This window comes from Burkholderia theae (assembly GCF_048565265.1).
In the GTDB taxonomy this organism is placed as follows: domain Bacteria; phylum Pseudomonadota; class Gammaproteobacteria; order Burkholderiales; family Burkholderiaceae; genus Burkholderia; species Burkholderia theae.
The window spans coordinates 1368409-1387058 of sequence record NZ_CP183462.1 but is presented as its reverse complement, the minus strand read 5'-3'; the positions used below and the strand labels follow the sequence as shown (position 1 = coordinate 1387058).

General features: G+C 67.1%; 17 protein-coding genes. 6 read left to right on the top strand and 11 right to left on the bottom strand.

Translation table 11 applies throughout. The features are described 5' to 3' along the window. Window positions 1-165: 165 nt before the first annotated feature. Window positions 166-1320, top strand: a complete 1155-nt coding sequence (locus ACN22W_RS23685) for a porin (RefSeq protein WP_419689621.1) — start codon at window positions 166-168, stop codon at window positions 1318-1320. Between the two features lie 42 nt (window positions 1321-1362). Here the strand turns inward: ACN22W_RS23685 and ACN22W_RS23680 are convergent, their stop codons facing one another. Continuing rightward, complete coding sequence (locus ACN22W_RS23680; RefSeq protein WP_419689620.1) at window positions 1363-2274, bottom strand: LysR substrate-binding domain-containing protein; 912 nt, start codon at window positions 2272-2274, stop codon at window positions 1363-1365. A gap of 140 nt (window positions 2275-2414) precedes the next feature. Here ACN22W_RS23680 and ACN22W_RS23675 point away from each other — a divergent pair, with 140 nt between their 5' ends. Beyond that, a complete protein-coding gene (locus ACN22W_RS23675) occupies window positions 2415-3416 on the top strand; it encodes an aldo/keto reductase (protein WP_419689619.1) in 1002 nt (333 codons plus the stop codon). A gap of 139 nt (window positions 3417-3555) precedes the next feature. After that, complete coding sequence (locus ACN22W_RS23670) at window positions 3556-4296, top strand: sulfite exporter TauE/SafE family protein (RefSeq protein WP_343493272.1); 741 nt, start codon at window positions 3556-3558, stop codon at window positions 4294-4296. Window positions 4297-4398: 102 nt separating this feature from the next. On the opposite strand, the gene ACN22W_RS23665 is transcribed toward ACN22W_RS23670, so the two are convergent. Further along, entirely contained in the window at window positions 4399-6573 is a 2175-nt protein-coding gene (locus ACN22W_RS23665) for a hypothetical protein (protein ID WP_419689618.1), read from the bottom strand. A 624-nt stretch (window positions 6574-7197) separates the two neighbouring features. Next, window positions 7198-8094, bottom strand: coding sequence for a LysR substrate-binding domain-containing protein (locus tag ACN22W_RS23660; protein ID WP_419689617.1), 897 nt, complete (start codon window positions 8092-8094; stop codon window positions 7198-7200). 542 nt (window positions 8095-8636) lie between these two features. Between ACN22W_RS23660 and ACN22W_RS23655 the strand changes: the two genes are divergently transcribed. From ACN22W_RS23655 to ACN22W_RS23645, 3 genes are all read left to right on the top strand, one after another. Continuing rightward, the gene (locus ACN22W_RS23655; protein WP_419689616.1) at window positions 8637-9479 is read left to right on the top strand and encodes a peptidoglycan DD-metalloendopeptidase family protein; all 843 of its coding nucleotides are present in this window, start codon (window positions 8637-8639) and stop codon (window positions 9477-9479) included. 211 nt (window positions 9480-9690) lie between these two features. Next, entirely contained in the window at window positions 9691-10590 is a 900-nt protein-coding gene (bla, locus tag ACN22W_RS23650; RefSeq protein WP_419689615.1) for a class A beta-lactamase, read from the top strand. A 104-nt stretch (window positions 10591-10694) separates the two neighbouring features. Then, window positions 10695-11567 (top strand): LysR substrate-binding domain-containing protein, encoded by an 873-nt coding sequence (locus ACN22W_RS23645; protein ID WP_419689614.1) that lies wholly within the window; start codon window positions 10695-10697, stop codon window positions 11565-11567. Between the two features lie 46 nt (window positions 11568-11613). Here the strand turns inward: ACN22W_RS23645 and ACN22W_RS23640 are convergent, their stop codons facing one another. The 8 genes from ACN22W_RS23640 to ddpX form a co-directional block, all read right to left on the bottom strand. Then, a complete protein-coding gene (locus ACN22W_RS23640) occupies window positions 11614-11949 on the bottom strand; it encodes a type 1 fimbrial protein (RefSeq protein WP_419689613.1) in 336 nt (111 codons plus the stop codon). 324 nt (window positions 11950-12273) lie between these two features. Next, window positions 12274-12528, bottom strand: a complete 255-nt coding sequence (locus ACN22W_RS23635; RefSeq protein WP_419689612.1) for a GlsB/YeaQ/YmgE family stress response membrane protein — start codon at window positions 12526-12528, stop codon at window positions 12274-12276. A gap of 129 nt (window positions 12529-12657) precedes the next feature. Further along, window positions 12658-13449, bottom strand: coding sequence for an ABC transporter ATP-binding protein (locus tag ACN22W_RS23630; protein WP_419689611.1), 792 nt, complete (start codon window positions 13447-13449; stop codon window positions 12658-12660). After that, window positions 13446-14360, bottom strand: a complete 915-nt coding sequence (locus ACN22W_RS23625; protein ID WP_419689610.1) for an ABC transporter ATP-binding protein — start codon at window positions 14358-14360, stop codon at window positions 13446-13448. Before ACN22W_RS23625 ends, ACN22W_RS23630 begins: the two co-directional genes overlap by 4 nt. 1 nt (window position 14361) lies before the next feature. Beyond that, window positions 14362-15276: a nickel transporter permease gene (gene nikC, locus ACN22W_RS23620; RefSeq protein ID WP_193100305.1), complete on the bottom strand. Its 915-nt coding sequence runs from the start codon at window positions 15274-15276 to the stop codon at window positions 14362-14364. Between the two features lie 66 nt (window positions 15277-15342). Next, a complete protein-coding gene (locus tag ACN22W_RS23615) occupies window positions 15343-16413 on the bottom strand; it encodes an ABC transporter permease (protein ID WP_419689609.1) in 1071 nt (356 codons plus the stop codon). Between the two features lie 10 nt (window positions 16414-16423). Next, complete coding sequence (locus ACN22W_RS23610; protein ID WP_419689608.1) at window positions 16424-18025, bottom strand: ABC transporter substrate-binding protein; 1602 nt, start codon at window positions 18023-18025, stop codon at window positions 16424-16426. A gap of 61 nt (window positions 18026-18086) precedes the next feature. After that, entirely contained in the window at window positions 18087-18650 is a 564-nt protein-coding gene (gene ddpX / locus ACN22W_RS23605; RefSeq protein WP_419689607.1) for a D-alanyl-D-alanine dipeptidase, read from the bottom strand.

Sequence of the window (18650 nt, the reverse complement as noted above, 5' to 3'; positions counted from 1 at the left end):
TGCGCGCGGTTTCAATACCCCGATGGACGGACGGTTTGCGACGTGACACCATTTTGTCTCCACGCGGCCGCACACCGCGTCGTCCGCCCTGCGGGCCACACATACAACAGATCGAACATTCGCCGGGCGCTCGACCACGCCCGGCCTCGGCTCCGGAGATCCGTCATGAAGAAGCACGTCATTTTTGCCGCCGCGCTGGCCGCTTTCGCCGCGCCGGCCTTCGCCCAGAACAGCGTGACGCTGTACGGCCTGATCGACGAAGGCTTCAATTACACGAACAACGTGAACGTCAATGGGGTCGGAAAGACGAATTACCAGCTCGCGAGCGGTTACGCGCAGGGCAGCCGCTGGGGCCTGAAGGGCAACGAAGACCTGGGCGGCGGGCTCAAGGCGATCTTCACGCTGGAAAACGGTTTCGACGTGAACAACGGTCGGCTCGGCCAGGGCGGCCGTATGTTCGGCCGCCAGGCGTTCGTCGGGCTGAGCGAGTCGCGCTTCGGCACGCTGACCTTCGGCCGCCAGTACGATTCCGTCGTCGACTATCTCGCGCCGCTGACCGCGAACGGCAACTGGGGCGGCACGCTGTTCTCGCACCCGTTCGACAACGACAACACGGACAACTCGTTCCGCGTCAACAACACGGTCAAGTACGCGAGCGCCGACTGGAACGGCCTGACGTTCGGCGGCACGTACAGCTTCAGCAACAGCACGAGCTTCTCGAACAACCGCCAGTACAGCATCGGTGCGCAGTATTCGCTGGCCGGGCTGCAGGTCGCGGCCGCGTACTTGCAGGCGAACAACCCGGGCGTCGGCAGCGCGGGCGCGATCGCGGCCGACGACGCGAACTTCATCGCCGACCGCCTGCGCATCTTCGGCGGCGGGATCAACTACACGTTCGGCCCGGCAACGGTCGGCTTCGTCTACACGAAGACGGACGTGAAGAACCCGGTATCGACCGTCTACCTGCCGGCCGCGACGTTCGCCGGCCTCGGGCTGACCGCGACGAAGTTCCAGAACTTCGAGATCAACGGCAAGTACCAGCTCACGCCCGATTTCTATCTCGGCGCGCAGTACGTGTACACGGACGGCAAGTTCGATGCCGCGGCCGGATCGTTCAAGCCGAAGTACCACACGGTCGGCCTGATGGCCGACTACAGCCTGTCGAAGCGCACCGACGTCTATCTGCAGGGTGCATGGCAGAAGGTCGCCGGCGACAAGACCGGCACGGCGGCCGACGGCGGCTACGTCGTCGGGACGGACGGCCCGTCCTCGTCGGCGAACCAGTTCGCGGTGCGCGCCGCGATCCGCCACAAGTTCTGATCGGGCGGCAGCCGGGGCCGCGCGCCCTGGCACCGGCCGTCGTCAGTCCGTCCGGCGCGAGCCGCCGAGCGTTTCCGCGAGCCAGTCGACGAAGATCCGCACGCGCGGCGCGAGATGCCGGCCGTGCGGAAACACCACCGACACGGGCAGTGGCTCGGCACTCCATTCCGGCAGCACCTCGACCAGCGAGCCGTCGGCGAGCAGCGGCGCGAGCCCGTCGCGCGGCACCTGGATCAGCCCGAGGCCCGCGAGACAGCACGCGAGATACGCCTGCGAGCTGTTGACCGACACGATGCTGTGCATCTTCACCGCGTGCCGCTCGCCCGTATCCATATCCGCATATTCCCAGTCCAGCTCGCGGCCCGTGCGGCTCGAGAAATAGCCGACCGCGACGTGGTCGGGCAGCTCGTCCGGCGAGCGCGGCGTGCCGTGGCGCGCGAGATACGCGGGCGACGCGCAGTTGATCTGCGCCATCTCGCCGATGCGTCGCGCGACGAGCGACGTGTCGGACAGCACGCCGACCCGCACCGCGCAGTCGATGCCGTCCGCGACGAGATCGACGAAGCGGTCGGTCGTGCTGATCACGACGCGCAGCTCGGGGTAGCGCACGTGGAAATCCGGTAGCGCCGGGATCACCTGGTTCAGCGCGAAGCGCTCGGGCAGGTCGACGCGGATCACGCCGCGCGGCGACGTGCCGGCGTCCTCGAACAGCGTTTCCACATCGTCGAGATCGGCCAGCAGCCGCACGCAGCGCTCGTAGTAGGTCGCGCCCTCGGCGGTCAGCGCAACGCGCCGGGTCGTGCGCTGCAGCAGGCGGATATTGAGATGCTTTTCCAGATACTGGACGGCGTTGCTGACCGTCGGGCGGGGCAGTTGCAACTGCTCGGCCGCTTTCGTGAAGCTGCCGAGATGGGCGACGCGCGCGAAGATGCGCATTGCATGCAGATGGTCCATGCGGGGCGGGGGCTTGGCGGATTGGAACAGGCTCCATTGTTAATCAGCGTCGAATGGTTTGGTGGAGCGTTTCGCGTTTATCGCGCGCGGCGATGCGTCCAGAATCCGGTCCATTCACTGACCACTCGAAGGAAACGGACATGGACACGCGTCAACTGGGCCGCACGGGCCCGCAGGTGTCGGCGATCGCGCTCGGCTGCATGGGGATGTCGGATTTCTACGGGCCGGCCGACCGCGATGAAAGCATCGCGACGCTGCACGCGGCGCTCGACAACGGGATCACGATGCTCGACACCGGCGATTTCTACGGGATGGGCGACAACGAGATGCTGATTCGCGACGCGCTGCGCGGCACCGCACGCGACCAGGTGCTGATCAGCGTGAAGTTCGGCGCGCTGCGCGATCCGGCCGGCGGGTTCGCCGGCTACGACGCGCGGCCCAAGGCGATCCGGAACTTCGTCGCGTATTCGCTGAAGCGGCTCGGTACCGACTACATCGACATCTACCGGCCGGCGCGCGTCGATCCGGCGGTGCCGATCGAGGAGACGGTCGGCGCGATCGCCGATCTCGTGAAGGCCGGATATGTGCGCCATATCGGCCTGTCGGAAGCCAGCGCCGACACGATCCGCCGCGCGGCGGCCGTCGCGCCGATCGCCGACCTGCAGATCGAGTATTCGCTGCTGTCGCGCGGCATCGAGGCCGAGATCCTGCCCGCGTGCCGCGAACTCGGGATCGGCGTCACGGCCTACGGCGTGCTGTCGCGCGGGCTGCTGGGCGGGCGGTGGAGCACGGCGCGGCAGGGCGAGCGCGATTTCCGCGCGGCGAGCCCGCGCTTCCAGGGCGAGAACCTCGCGCACAACCTCGCGCTCGTCGACGCGCTGCGCGCGATCGCCGACGAGAAGGGCAGCAATCCGGCGCAGGTCGCGATCGCGTGGGTGCTGTCGCGCGGCGGCGATATCGTGCCGCTGATCGGCGCGCGCAAGCGCACGCAGCTTCAGGACGCGTTGCAAGCACCTGAATTGCAACTAACGGTCAAAGACATCACCCGCATCGAAACGGCGGTTCCCGCCGGGGCGGCTGCCGGCGAGCGTTATCCGGCCGCACAGATGGCGCACCTCGACAGCGAGCAGGGACGGGGGTAGTCCATCGGGCCTGAACGGCGGAGGCGGACCTGACAGGCCCGCCCGACAAGCCCTAGCCAGCCTCAGGCAAAGCCAGATGGCGGGCGGCGTGGCAGAGGGTCACCATCGGCGCCGTACTCAACCGGACGGAACGCCTTCCATGCAAATTCATACGCTGACGATCATCGTGCTGGTTTTCCTGCTGGCCGGCGCGGTCAAGGGAATGATCGGGCTCGGGTTGCCGACGATCGCGATGGGGCTGCTCACGCTCGCGATGCCGCCGTCAGCCGCGGCCAGCCTGCTGCTCGTGCCGTCGTTCATCACCAATGTGTGGCAGCTGTGGCTCGGCCCGTCGTTCGGGTCGCTGCTGCGCCGCTTGTGGCCGCTGCTCGCCGGTCTTACGATCGGCACGCTGACGGGTGGGCTGCCTGCGCTCGCGGCCGGCAGCACCTGGACGCATGCGGCGCTCGGCGTGGTGCTGATCGCCTACGGGCTGTGGGGGCTGGCCGCCGCGCGACTGCCCGCGCCGGGCCGTCACGAAAAATGGCTGTCGGCGGTGGTCGGCTACCTGACGGGCGTCGTGACGGCCGCGACCGGCGTGTTCGTCGTGCCAGCCGTGCCGTACCTGCAGGCGCTGCGGTTGTCGAAGGACGACCTGATCCAGGCGCTCGGGCTGTCGTTCACCGCATCGACGATCGCGCTCGGTCTGCAACTGCGCGTGACGGGCGCGCTGCAGACGGTCGATCTCGGCGTGTCGGCGCTCGCGCTCGTGCCGGCGCTGGCGGGCATGGCCGGCGGGCAATATGCGCGACGCGTGATGAGCGAGAAGGCGTTCAAGCGCTGCTTCTTCGTCGGGATGATTGCACTCGGCGCGTACATGGCCGCTTCGGGGTGGATGTGAGCGGGCTTAGCCGGGAAGCGTGATGCCCGCCGCCGCGAGACATCCCGAAGCCGGTTCCTGCTGCCGGCTTCGGGAATCGTCACGGAACGGCGGTCACGCCGCTCAGGCCGGATCGGCGTACTTCAGCGTCCAACCGAACGTGCGGGTCGTGCCCGTGCCGAGCGCAAACGGCTTCGTCGTGCATGCGAAGTTCGAATGCAACTGGCCGATCGGCGTCGTCGACAACGGATTCGTCGTGCCGTTCACGGTGTCGAAGGCGGACAGCGCGCAGTTGTCGAACCCGGACGCCGCATAGCCGGTCGCGGGGCTGTTCGCGTACGTCACCGACACGCCGTCGCCGTTGGCCTGCGTGGATGCGAAATCCGCGAACGACGTGAAGTCCGTCTCGACCGACAGGTTGCCGGTGAGTGTGCCCGAGCTCAGCGTGTCGCTACGCGTGACCGAGCCGTGCGCGAACATCAGCACCGTATGCACCTGCAGGTCGAGATCGGTCGTATACAACGCGTTCTTCGATGCAAGACGGAACTTCGTCGTATCGAACGACACGATCACCTGCCCGTTGGCCTGCTGCACGTTCAGGTTCTTGTAGTACGTGACGGGAATGTAGGTCTTCCCGTTGTACGACACCTGCGGCACCAGCAGCGCATAGCCGAGATCGGTCGTGCCGTAGATCAGCTTGTCGGAGAACGGCACCGGGTAGTACGGCGTGAACGAGTTGTAATCGGGCGCCTGGCTCAGGTTCAGGTTGATCACGCGGCGCCCGTCCCGCACGGTGAGCAGTGCCGCGCTGTACGGATGCGCGGTGTCGCCGGGCTGGTTGTACCAGGTGAGCGTGTAGTGCGGCAGCGCGTCGAGCCATGCGCCGTAGTCCGTATCGGCCATCGGCGCCTTGCCGCCGAAGCCGAGCTTGTTCCACCACGCGTTCACGTACAGGTACTGGTGCAGCAGGCTGAAGTTCTCGCCCATCACGCGCGGTTTGCCGCGATACGCGTCGGTCCCGCGGCCCTTGACCCACATGTTCACCGACGGCGTCGGCAGCGACGGGTCGTACCAGTAGGTGTCGAAGCGATGCGCGGCCTTGTAGATGAACGCGTATGCGATCTGCTTCTCCTGGTCGGACAGCACGCCGGCGTTGGCCGCGGCCGTCAGTACTTCCATGAACGCGGAGTCGCCGTACGGGCCGATCGAGCGGCCGTAGTTGAAGCCCTGGCCGTCGGCGTTCAGCTGCGGCAGGATCAGGTCGACCGACTTGCGCAGATAACCCTTCAGTTCCGGCGTGAGGTTCGCTTCGTTACCCATCTCGAACGTGCGCTCGGTCACTTCGCCGATCAGCAGCGTGCTGTAGCGGTCAAAGCGCGCCTGGTCGTAATAGGTCGTGTGCGTGTTCGACGCTTCGTCCGAGAAGCCGCCCGACGAATCCTTGCGGATGTGGTTCGTGAGCGTGTACAGCAGCGCGTCGCGCGCGCCCATCGTCGCGACGGACGGATCGGTCGTCGATGCGAACGACGGGCTGCTCCAGCCGAGCTTCTGCCGCAGCCCGGCAATTCCGTAGGACACCGCATAGTAGTTCTGCGCGGTGTTGAGCGATGCGATGTCGATCGGCGTGCCGGCGGCCGGGCACGTATTGGTCTTGCCACTCGCGTCGGGGCCGAACATGTCGCAGAACGTGAGACGCTGCTGCAGCGTCGCGAGCATCGCGTCGCTGAAGACTTCGTTGAGCATCCCGTGCGCCTTCAGGTTGTTCAGCGCGACGAGGTAGTAGTACTCGCCCCACGACGTGTTCGCATACGTGTAGTTGCTGCCCGACTGCGCCATCATCGCGGTCGTGATCGTCTGGTAGGTCGCGAGGTAGCTCGCGTATTGCGGGTCGCCCTTCGACTTCATGTCGATCAGGATGTACGACAGGCCGAGCGCGAGTTTGCCGGGCAGGAATTTGTCGCCGGTGTTCGTGTCGAGTACGTGGACGGGTGTGCCGTCGCCGAGATCCATCACGACCTGCGTGAAGTCCGGCGACTTGCGGATCAGGTCGAACAGCGCGCGCATCTGGCCCATCATCGTGATCGGCGTGTCCGTGCCGGGCGGCACGCTGGTGTCGGGCGCGCCGTAGACGAGCGCCTGCAGCGAGTTCGACGCGAGCGTGGGCGTGGGCGTTGAAGTCGACGGCGGCGCCGATGAAGACGGCGAGTCGGTCACGTCGTTGCCGCCGCAGGCGCTGACGAACAGGACGGAAAGGGCGCTGAGCGCGGCGCCGAGCGCGAATCTGCTGCGCGGATGCATTGTGTCTCCAGTTTTGAATAATGATGAAGGACGGGCGGGTGTGGCCGTTGCCGCGCTCGATGCCCGTACCTGACCTCCGCCTTGCAACCCTGATCCCTGACGACGGATGGCCTGAACCACAACTCGAGCGGGCAAGCGTTCTCCCTGCACGGGCCATGACCGGCGTCGCGCTCATGCATTGGAAAACGTTTTCCAAATTTAGGCATCGATCGGCGTGATGTCAATCAACTTTCACGTTCGATGCGCCGGTAGAAACCCGAATAGTGGGAATGAGTGGGGGAGCGTGTGGGTCAGAATTACGCGGAAATTGCGAGGGATTTTTTCGGCGATTGATGGGGTGTGGTGCGGAATGCCGGCGTGGAAGTGGTTGCCGGGAAGATCGCGGTGAGATGCGCTTTCAGTCTCATTTGAGAGAAAACGTTATCCATAAGGATCGAAACGAGTCAGGCGCGGTGCTGGGCTGCTCCGGCGAGCGTTACAGCTGGGCCTCGATCGCTGCCTTGTCGATCACCGACCAGACCTGCCGGTTCAGGCAGTCGATAGACGCGCGGTAGCGGGTGGCGAGACCGGTGTCGGTCATGGCCATGCCTCCGTGTGTCGATGGGGGGAGGAGTGCCGCACTTGTCACCGCGGCCCTGTTTCACCGGACAGAAACCCCACGAACTCCCGCGTGTACTTCGGCAGCGCGTCGAACGACCGCGCGCAGAGCGTCAGCTTTCGGTGGCTCCATGGATCGGACAGCTCGACGAGCCGCACGTCCATCGTCTGCATCGCGCGCTCGGCCGCATGGCGCGACACGATGCCGATGCCCACGCCGCTCGCGATCACGCGGCAGATCGCATCGAAGCTCTTCAGTTGCACGCGATAGCGGATCCGCTTGCCGAGCGCGCGTGCCTGGTCCGCGAGATGCACCTGCAGCGCGCTGCCGTCGGTGAGGCCGATGAAATCGGCATCGGCGATCGCGTCGAACGCGACCTGGTCGTGCGACGCGAGCGGATGCTCGGCCGGCACGACGACGATCAGCCAGTCTTCGCGAAACGGTTTCTGTTCGAGCCCGCCGAGCCCGACCGAATCGGCGACGATGCCGACCTCGGCCGTCTTGTTGCGGATCGCATGCACGATCTCCTGGCTCGAGCGCTCCTCGACGCTGATCGACAGCTTCGGATGGTGCGGCAGGTAGTCGGCCAGCGCGTCGGGCAGGTATTCGCTCAGCGACGCCGTGTTGCACAGCAGCCGGATATGCCCGCGCAGCCCCTGGCCGTATTGCTGCAGTTCGCCGCGCATAAGGTCGATCTGCTGCAGCACGGTGCGCGCGTGGTGTTCGAGCGCACGGCCTGCGTCGGTCGCCTGTGCGCCCGATTTGGTCCGGTGCAGCAGCGGCACGCCGAGTTCATCCTCCATGCCGCGGATGCGCTCGCTCGCGGCCTGCAGCGTGATGTGCGTCCGCTCGGCGCCGCTCGTGATCGTGCCGGCCTCGCAGATGTTCAGGAAGAGCCGCAGGTCGGTCAGGTCGAAGCGCATGATGGCGGGGAGCGAGAGCGTTGTGATGGCCGATAAGTTAGCAGGGAACGGCAGCCTCGGTCTCAGGCTACGCCTGAGACCCGATTCGCCGGTTCCGCATTTTCGGGGCGAGATCGATGGCCGATCATGACCGTACATCAACCGGGGGCCTGTCATGCAGATCGATTCGTCGTGGGGCCTGTCGTTCAAGATCGCACTGCACGTGTTGTTCCTGTGCATCGGCATCGCGTGGGCCGGTTCCGAACTCGTCGCGTGGTTGCGTTGAGCGCGGCGGCAGGCACGCGCTAACTCGGCCGCTGGTCGCCTTTTTCCACCGATCCCACCTATTGGAACAAATTCGCCATAGTTTCAAAGACGAAAATTCTTCCGCTTTCTCCTAAAAAGACCATCAAGTTTTTCCGAATCGGACCGTATTACCGGTAGCGAATGCCGGCCGACGCCCGGTTCGTGATCGTTTGTCATCATTGTTTGCATCCGGTTACACGTCGGCCGTTCCGTTTTTGAGATGCTTGAAAGATTGTCAAACCGGAGTCGGATCGTCCATGGAAACGCGCGAGATTCACCGCCACGCGGGGTGGCTGTCGGGCCTGGCCGCCGTGCTCGTCATGGCCGGTTGTGCAGGTACGCAGTCCGTTCCGCCGAGCGACACGCTGGCGGGATCGTCGCCGTCGAGCCAGCCTGCCGCTGCGCCGTCGGCTGCCACGCCGCCGCCGGCGCCGATTCTCGTCGCGCAGAAGTACGTCGTGAAGCGCGGCGATACGCTGACGGGTATCGCGTCGGCGAACAACTGCAGCATTGCGGACCTGCGCACCTGGAACAAGCTGGGCACGGGCAGGCTGCGCATGGGGCAGGTGCTGCGCATCGTCAGGCAACAGCCGCTGCCGTCGTCGGGCGCGGCCGGCGCACAGGCTGCCGCAAGCGATGGCGCGGCGGCTAACCAGGCGACCGCGCAGGCCACTGCGTCGACGGCGAGCGACCGTCAGGTCGTCAAGGACACGAAGCGCCATTCGAGTGCGGTCGCGCTCACGTGGCCCGCAAGCGGCAAGATCGTCGACGGGTTCCGGCCGGGGCAGAACCGCGGCATCCAGATCGCCGGCCGGCCGGGCGATCCGGTCCGCGCCGCGGCCGCCGGCCGCGTGATGTACGCGGGCACCGGCCTGAACGATTACGGCAGCCTGATCATCGTCCAGCACAACGCGGATTTCCTGACCGCCTATGCGCATAACCGCAAGCTGCTCGTGAAGACGGGCGACATCGTGCGCCAGGGCGACGAGATCGCCGAGATGGGCGACCTCGACAACTCGCGCGTCGCGTTGCTGTTCGAGGTGCGGCGCGACGGCAAGCCGGTGAATCCGATGCCTTACCTGCCTTCGTCGCAAGGTTGAAGCGGAGCGTTTCAACTGGAACGCGGCGGCAGTCGCTGCTACGCTAGGGTCTTCATGCGAGTCCCGCGCTTCTCGCGGGGCCGACGGGCGTCTTTCGGGGATGCGCGGCGAATGCCGTCGCGGGCCGGCCGTCGGCGTGAACGGGCGCGCTTCACCGATGCGCGCCCGCGTTGCTTCGTGCCACCGTTTCCGACAGAACCCTACTCATTCCATGGAACACTCACCGACACGTCGCTCGCTGTTGCTTGCCGCCGTTGCCGCGCCGTTCGTCGCCGCGTGCACGTCCGCGCCGGTTGCCGACCAGGGGCGCGCGCACACCGCGCAAGCCGAACTTGCCGCGCTCGAAAAAGCATCGAATGGCCGGCTCGGTGTCGCCGCGCTCGATACGTCGAACGGCGTGCGCATCGCTCACCACGCACGCGAGCGTTTCCCGCTGTGCGGCACGTATGCGGTCGTCGCGGCCGCCGCGATGCTCGCGCGCGGCTCGCTCGACGCGTCGCTGCTGCCGCGCCGCATCCTGTACCGCCGCTATGAAGTCGTGTCGGGCTCGCCGATCACGGAAAGCCACGTCGATACCGGCATGACAATCGAGCAGCTTTGCGTGGCGATGCTGCAGTCGGGCGACAAGGGGGCGGGCAACCTGCTGATGGGCGTGCTCGGCGGCCCACAGGCCGTCACGTCGTTCGCGCGGGAGAGCGGCGACACGGCGTTCCGCCTCGATCGCTGGGAACCCGAACTGAACCAGGCCGCGCCCGGCGACGAACGCGACACGTCGACGCCGGTCGCGATGGTCGACATGCTGCAGCGGCTGCTGCTCGGCGACACGTTGCGCGAACCGCAGCGCACGCAGCTGACGGAATGGATGACCGGCGGCGCGCGCGGCGCGACCGGCATCGCGGCTGGCGTGCCGCCCGGCTGGCGCGTCGCGGACAAGGCCGGCACGGGCGGTTACGGCACGACGACCGACGTCGCGGTGCTGTGGCCGCCGTCGCGCGCGCCGCTCGTGATGGCCGTGTCGTTCACGCAGCCGCAGGCCGACGCGGCGGCCCGCGCGGACGTCGTCGCATCGGCGGCGCGCATCGCGGCAGGCGCGCTCGTCGCGACCGCCTGAGCGATCCGCGTTTCACGTCTCGCGCAAAGCCGGCGTTTGGCTTATCGTGTCGGTCAGCGCGCGCTGGTGTCGGCGCGCCGTTCTTCCGTTTCTCGTGCCTCGTCATGCGCCGACTTCCGCCTCTGCACGCGCTGCAGATCTTCTCGACGGTGGCTCGCCACCGCAGCTTCACGCGCGCGGCCGAGCAGCTGTGCATCACGCAGGGCGCGGTGAGCCGGCAAATCCAGACGCTCGAGGCGCACTACGGCTTTCCGCTGTTCAAGCGGCATGCGAAGGGCCTCACGCTGACGGCGGAGGGTGAGCAGTTGCTGCCGGTCGTCAACGACAGCTTCGCGCGGATCGAGGACATCTCGATGAAGCTCACGCGGCAGCGCACCGATCTCGCGCTGAAGGTGCCGACCTGCGTGATGCGCTGGATGCTGCCGCGCATCATGCGCTTCCAGGGCGAGCATCCCGATCTCCATGTGCAGATCACGACCGCGTGGCAGCACGTCGTCGATTTCTCGACCGAGCCGTTCGACGCGGCGGTCGTCTACGGCACGTCGCCGGGCCCGGGCGTATTCGCGCTGCCGCTGTTGGACGAGCGGCTGACGCCCGTGTGTGCGCCCGAACTGCGGCAGGCGTCGCCGCTCGATGCGGTCGGCGATCTCGCGCGCCATACGCTGCTGCATCCGACGCGCGACCATCGCGACTGGCGTGCCTGGCTCGATCATGCGGGCGAGCGCGGCGTCGATCCCGCGCGCGGGCCGACGTTCGACACGCTCGATCTCGCGACGAACGCGGCGATGCAGGGCTTCGGCATCGCGATCGGCGACGTGACGCTCGTCGATGACGACGTCAGCGCGCACCGGCTCGAACGGCCGTTCGACCTCGTGCTCGAAACCGGCGCGCGCTACTTCTTCGTGTATCCCGAGACCATCGGCAGCCAGCAGAAGATCCGCGCGTTCAGCGAGTGGATCGCGCGCCATCGCGACTGACGCGCGGCCGCGTCGGAACCGCCGCGCGCCGCGCGGGCGACCGGTGTTACTGGTATGTCACGACGGCGATCATCGGCGCGAGATTGTTGCCCGGACGGTTAGGTAAAACGATTGCGCGCGAAGCCTGAGTAAAGGTCGTGGTCTTGACGGCCTGCTGGCTTGCCGCGTCGACGAACGCGATCTGGCCGGTCGCCGGCCGCGGGCAGTCGGGGCGCACGCGCGCTTGCGCGGCGTCGGCCGTATCGAGCGCGAACGAGCAGGGTGGCTCGACGATCATGCCGGAAAAGTGAATGATGCCGGACGCGCCGGTGGCAAAGGACGAGGACGTGGCCAGAAGCGAGGCAGCCAACGCGAACGAGGCGGCGATCACACGATGCTTCATGACAGGCTCCAGAGAGGAAGCGCGTCGCAGCGGGGCCGCTCGGGTGGCAGTCCGTCAACGCTGCGGTGCTATATGCGTAAACGGCAAAACCATCGGACCTCTTGAATGAAAAAATGGAAATAATGGTAATAAGCAAATGACGCAGGATTGCTTCAATCAATGTAGGTCGAATCTGCGTAATCGCAAGTGAGGGAAATGCCGGGTGGCATAAGATCGCATGACGAACCATGACCGTTGCGCAGGCAACGGCCTTGCGTCGCCCGGAAAGCAAAACGGCCGCTCATGTCGAGCGGCCGTTTTGCGTTGACGCGGATGATGCGGCGATCAGCCCATGCGCTTGCGCACCGCGCCGACGACGATCAGCAGCACGATCGCGCCGATGATCGACGCGATCCAGCCGGCGCCCTGGCCCGGCGCATACCAGCCGGCGGCGCGGCCGACGTAGCCGGCGACCAGCGAGCCGACGATGCCGAGCACGATGGTCATCAGGATGCCCATCTTGTCGTCGCCCGGCTTGAGCGCGCGGGCGAGGAGGCCGACGATGAGCCCGACGACCAGGGTTTCGATGAATTGCAGCATGAACGCCTCCCTATTGCTGTTGATCTGTTGACGAAAGGAAGTTGACCCGTGCGGCGCACCAGGGTTCCATGCGGCGGCAATCCGCCGCATCGCGTGCCGAGTATCGCACGCCGGCACGTCGTGCAGATGTCAGGCGGCCGGCGCGTCCGCCACCGGGTCGAGACGGCGGTAGCCTTCGGTTGCCTGCAGCAGCGTGCGCGTGTAGTCGCGCGCGACCTGCCCGGCACGCACGTCCTCGATTCGCAGCTGCTCGACGATCTCGCCATGCTGCATCACCGCGACGCGCTGACACAGGAAGCCGATCACCGCGAGGTTGTGGCTGACGAGGATCATCGTCAGGTTGCGCTCGCGGTGCAGGCGGCGCAGCAGGTTCAGGATCTCGGCCTGCACCGATACGTCGAGCGCGGATGTCGGCTCGTCGAGCAGCAGCACGCGCGGCTCGACGATCAGCGCACGCGCGATCGCGACGCGCTGCCGCTGGCCGCCCGACAACTGGTGCGGATAGCGGAAGCGGAACGTCGGGCCGAGCCCGACTTCGGACAGCGCGCGGGCGATCCGCGCGTCGGCGTCGTCGATCCCGGGGCGGCCCATGCCGTGGATCGACAGCGGCTCGCGCAGCGTCTGGTCGACGGTGAAGCGCGGATGCAGCGACGCGTACGGATCCTGGAACACCATCTGCACGTGGCGGCGGAAGGCGCGATCGAGCGTACCGTCGACCGGCCTTCCGTCGACCGACAGGCTGCCGGCCGCGAGCGGCACGAGGCCCGTCAGCGCACGCAGCAACGTCGACTTGCCGGAACCCGATTCGCCGACGAGCCCGAATACCTCGCCGTCGCGCACCGCGAAGCTCGCGTCGCGCACCGCGTCGACGTGACCCGTGCGGGTGGGGAAACGGATCGATACGTGATCGACGTCGATCATCGTGCAGCCTCCTGGCGATCGGCGGGCGGGATGGTTTGCGGCGCCGGATCGAGCCACGCCGGATCGCGCCGCAGCACGGGCAGTTCGTCGGGCGGGTTCGCAAGCGGCGGGTTCGCCGCGAGCAGCCCGCGCGTATAGGGATGAGACGCGTCGCGCAGGTCGCGCGCGGCGCAGGTTTCGACCACGCGGCCCGCGTACATCACCGCGACGCGATCGCAGAACGACATCACGAGCGGCAGGTCGTGGCTGATGAACATCAGGCCCGTGCCGTGCCGCGCGATCATCGCGTCGAGCACCGCGAGCACCTGCATCGAGACCGCGACGTCGAGCGCGGACGTCGGCTCGTCGGCGATCAGCAGGCGCGGCCCGGTCGACACCATCATCGCGATCATCACGCGCTGGCCCATGCCGCCCGACAGCTCGTGCGGATACGCATCGGCGACGCGCGCCGGGTCGCGGATCTGCACGGCCGCGAGCGCGTCGACGATCCGTTCGCGCAGTGCGCGGCCGCGCAGCCCGGGCTCTTGCAGCCGGAACGCTTCGCCCATCTGTTTCGCGACCGTCATCACCGGGTTCAGCGAATATTTCGGGTCCTGCAGGATCATGCCCATCTGGCTGCCGCACAGCCGCCGGCGTTCGCGCGGGTTCATCGCGAGCAGGTCGTGGCCCGCGAAGCGCATCGTGCGCGCGGACCAGCGTGCGGCGTCGGGCAGCAGGCCGAGCAACGCGCGGCCCGTCAGCGACTTGCCGGAGCCCGATTCGCCGACGATGCCGAGCCGTTCGCCGGGCGCGAGCGTCAGCGACAGGTCGCGCACGGCATCGGAGACGATGCCGTCGTGCCCGCGAAAGCCGATCTTCAGGCCGTCGATCTCGCAGAGCGGCGCGGGCGAGGTGGCGGAATTCATCGACATGTCAGGCTCCATGGCGGGGATCGAACACGTCGCGCAGCCCGTCGCCGAGCAGGTTGAACGCGAGGCTCACGAGCAGGATCGCGATGCCGGGCAGCGTCGCGACCCACCACGCGTCGAGCAGCACGTTGCGGCCCGACGCGACCATGAAACCCCACTCGGGGCTCGGCGGTTGCGCGCCGAGGCCGAGGAAACCGAGGCCTGCGACGGTCAGGATGATGCCGGCCATGTCGAGCGTCGCGCGCACGATCACCGACGACATGCACAGCGGCACGATGTAGCGCAGCAGGATGCGCGGGCCCGACGCGCCCTGCAGCCGTGCGGCATGGATGAAGTCGGCCTGCGCGATGCGGATCGTCTCCGCGCGCGCGAGCCGCGCATAGGCGGGCCACGCGGTGATCGAGATCGCGACCACCGCGTTGATCACGCCGGGCCCGAGCGCGGCTGCAAATGCGAGCGCAAGCACGATCTTCGGGAACGCGAGCGCGACGTCGGTGATGCGCATCAGCACGCTGTCGACGAAGCCGCCGCAATAACCGGCCGTGGTGCCGATCAGCAGGCCGATCGGCACCACGATCACGACGACGAGCAGCGCGATGCCGAGCGTGAGGCGCGAACCGGCGATCAGCCGCGAGAGGATGTCGCGGCCGAGCTGGTCGGTGCCGAGCCAGTGCGACGGCGAGCCGGGCGGCAGCAGGCGGTCGGACAGCACCTGGCGCAGCGGATCGTGCGGCATGATCAGCGGGCCGATGATCGCGACGACGATCAGCGCGACGAGGATCGCGAGCCCGAACAGGTTGAGCGGATTCGTGGCGAAACGGCGCCAGCGTCGGTACGCGAGGCCGAGCGCGGCCTGCGAACGCGATGCGGGTGCATCGGACAGCAGCCACGCGCGCAGCGTGAGGCGCTCGGCATTCATGATCGGACGACCTTCCGGATAAGCGATGAAAGAAGCAGGGTGGCAGCGGTCATGTCGGCATGGCCCTCAGCGCGCACGCGGATCGAACACGCGGTACAGCGCGTCGGTCAGCAGGTTGACGGTGATGAACATCGCGCCGATCACGAGCGTCGCGCCGAGCACCGCGCTCATGTCGGCGTTCAGCAGCGCGCCCGTCAGGTACGAGCCGAGCCCCGGCCACGCGAACACGATCTCGGTCAGCACCGAGCCTTCGAGCAGGTTGCTGTACGTGAGCGCGATCACGGTGAGCAGCGGCACCGCGATGTTGCCGAACGCGTGCCGCCAGATCACGCGGCGCTCCGACAAGCCCTTCGCACGCGCGGTGACGATGTATTCCTGGCTCAACTGGTCGAGCATGAACGAGCGCGTCATGCGGCTCAGGTACGCAACCGAGTAGTAGCCGAGGATCGCGGCCGGCAGCGCGATGTGCGACACCGCGTTGCGGAACACGTCCCACTCGCCGGCGAGCGCCGCGTCGATCAGCAGGCTGCCGGTGCGTGTATCGACCATCCCGTCGTACACGGGGTCGAGCCGGCCGGGGCCGCCGACCCAGTGCAGCCGCGCGTAGAACAGCAGCAGCCCCATCAGCCCGAGCCAGAACACGGGCACCGAATTGCCGATCAGCCCGACGAAGCGTGCGATGTGGTCGATCGGGCGGTTGTGCTTCACGGCGGCCGCGACGCCGAGCGGCACGCCGATCGCGATGCCGATCAGTGTCGCGATCGTCGCCAGTTCGAGCGTGGCCGGGAACACGCGCTTGATGTCGTCGAGCACCGGGTTCGCCGTCAGCAGCGACACGCCGAGATTGCCGTGCAGCACGTCGCGCACATAGATCAGGAATTGCGTGACGAGCGGCTTGTCGAGCCCGAGCGCGATGCGTTCGGCCGCGTACGCCTCGGCCGACGCGCGATCGCCGAGGATCGCGAGTACCGGATCGATCGGCAACTTGCGGCCGATCACGAACGTCAGCGCGAGCAGCCCCGCGAACGTGACCGCGAGCGTGAGCGCCCAGCGCAGCACGCGCAGCGCCCAGCGCACGGCCGGGCGCCGCGCGGGCAGCGTGCGTAGTGCTTCGAGAGAGGAGGCGGGAGTCGACATGCGGCGAATCTTATTGCTTCTTCAGGTTACGGTACGACACCAGATCGTTGATCGGCCCGACGTCGAGCCCGCTCACGCCGGGCCGCGTCGCGACCTGTGCGACTTTCTCGAACATGATCACGAACGGCGAGCGCGCGAGCATGTCCTTCTGCATCGCCTGATACCGTTGCGCGCGTTTCGCGGCGGTCGGTTCGGCGAGCGCGGCGTCGGTTTCCTTCGTCAGTTGCGGGATGTCCCAGCTGTTGCGCCAGGCCAGCATTTTATAGCTCGACTTGTCGGAGTTGTCCGGATTCCACGCAAAACCCTGCGCGTTGCTGTGCGGGTCGATGTAGTCGGCCGACCATTCGCCGATGTAGATGTCGTGCTGGCGCGCGCGGTATTTCGCGAGCGTCTGCTTGTTGTCGCCAGGGATCAGCTGCACCTTGATGCCCGCCTGCGCGAAATTCGCCTGCACGGCCTGCGCGATCTCCGTGTACGGGTAGTCGTTGCGCACGTCCATCGTCACTGTGAAGCCGTTGGGCACGCCGGCCTTCGCGAGCAGCGCCTTCGCCTTCGCGACGTCGAGCTTGTACGGATTCGCGTTCAGCGTGCCGAGGAAGCCTTCGGGCAGGAAGGTCTGGTGCACCTTGTAGGTCGTCTTCACGACGTTGCCCTGGATGCCGGCATAGTCGACGAGCCACTTCAGCGCTTCCTGGACGTCGGGTTTCGCGAGCGTCGGATTCTTCGTGTTCAGGCCGAGATACAGCAGCGTCGCCTGCGGCGACGCCGTCACCTTTGCCTTGCCGGATTTTACGACCGACGCGAGATCGTCGGGGCTCAGGTCGCGCGCCGCATCGACGTCGCCGTTTTCCAGCAGCAGGCGCTGGCTCGCCGCTTCGGGCACGTGGCGCAGCACGATGCGCTTCATCGCGAGCGGCAGCCGGTAGCCGTCGAAGCGCTGCAGCACGATGCTGTCGCCGGCTGCCCACTTGACCAGCTTGTACGCACCGGAGCCGGCCTCGTTGGTCTTCAGCCACGCGTTGCCGAAGTCGTTGCCCTGCTGGTGCGACAGCAGCAGCTTCTTGTCGAGCACCGATGCGGGCCACGAGCCGAGCACGTTCAGCACGAAGGTCGGCGCGTATTTCTGGTCGGTGGTGATCGACACCGTCTGGTCGTCGAGCTTCTTCACGTTGGCGACGACGTTCGCCTTCGTGAGGCCGATGCCGGTCAGCACGGCGGCCGGTCCCTTGTCGAGCAGCACCGCGCGCTGGATCGACCATGCGACGTCGTCGGCCGTCAGCGGGTTGCCCGAATGGAACTTGAGGCCGGGGCGCAGCTTGAACGTATAGGTCAGCCCGTCGCTGCTCACCGTCCACGACTGCGCGACGTCGCCGTTGAATTTCGACGGATCGCGCAGGTCGACGCGCACGAGCCGGTCGTACGTGTTCGCGACGTATTCCTCCGGCACCAGCTCGTAGATCTCGCCCGGGTCCAGCGTCGTGAATTCGTCGAGCAGCGTCGCCATCACGAACATGTCCTTCGGCGTTTCCGCGCGTGCGGCGGAAAGCGGAACGGCGGCGAGAACGGACGCGGCGGCCAGCGCCGCGACGAGCCGGGATGTCAGGGGTTTCATGTGCGCTCCATGTGTCGTTGAAGTCGTCGAACGTGAACGGTGAGGGGAATGCGTATGGCCATCACATCAGGCGCCACGGGCCGCTGGCCGCGTTGTCGATCTGCGGCAACGCGCGCGAGCCGGGCAGTTCGTAGTGCCACCACTCGTCGTCGTCGTGCGCGAAGCCGGCCGCGTGCATCACGCCGAGCAGCAGCAGGCGGTTGCGTTGCACGGCGTCGGACAGCCCCGCGTGGAAGTGGCCCGACGCGGCGACCATCTCGTCGAAGCCGGTGCCCATGTCGAGCGGTTCGCCGTTCGCGTCGACCAGCGTCAGGTCGAGCGCGGTGCCGCGGCTGTGATTCGAGCCGCGGCCGAGATCGGCGACGAAGTTCGGGTCGGGCAGGAAATCCCACAGCACCTGCTGCGCCTGCGGCGGCCGGTATGCGTCGTAGATGCGCAGCGTGAAGCCGGCCTGCGCGGCGACGCTCACCGCGCGGCGCAGTGCGGCTTCGGCCGGCTCCAGCAGCAGGCAGTGCGCGCGGCGGTAGATCGGCTTGCCGGTCAGGTTGCGGTCGGTCGCGTAGACGAGGTCGAGCTCGACGCGATGCGTGGCGGGCGTGATTTCGACGAGGCGGTGGTCGGTCAT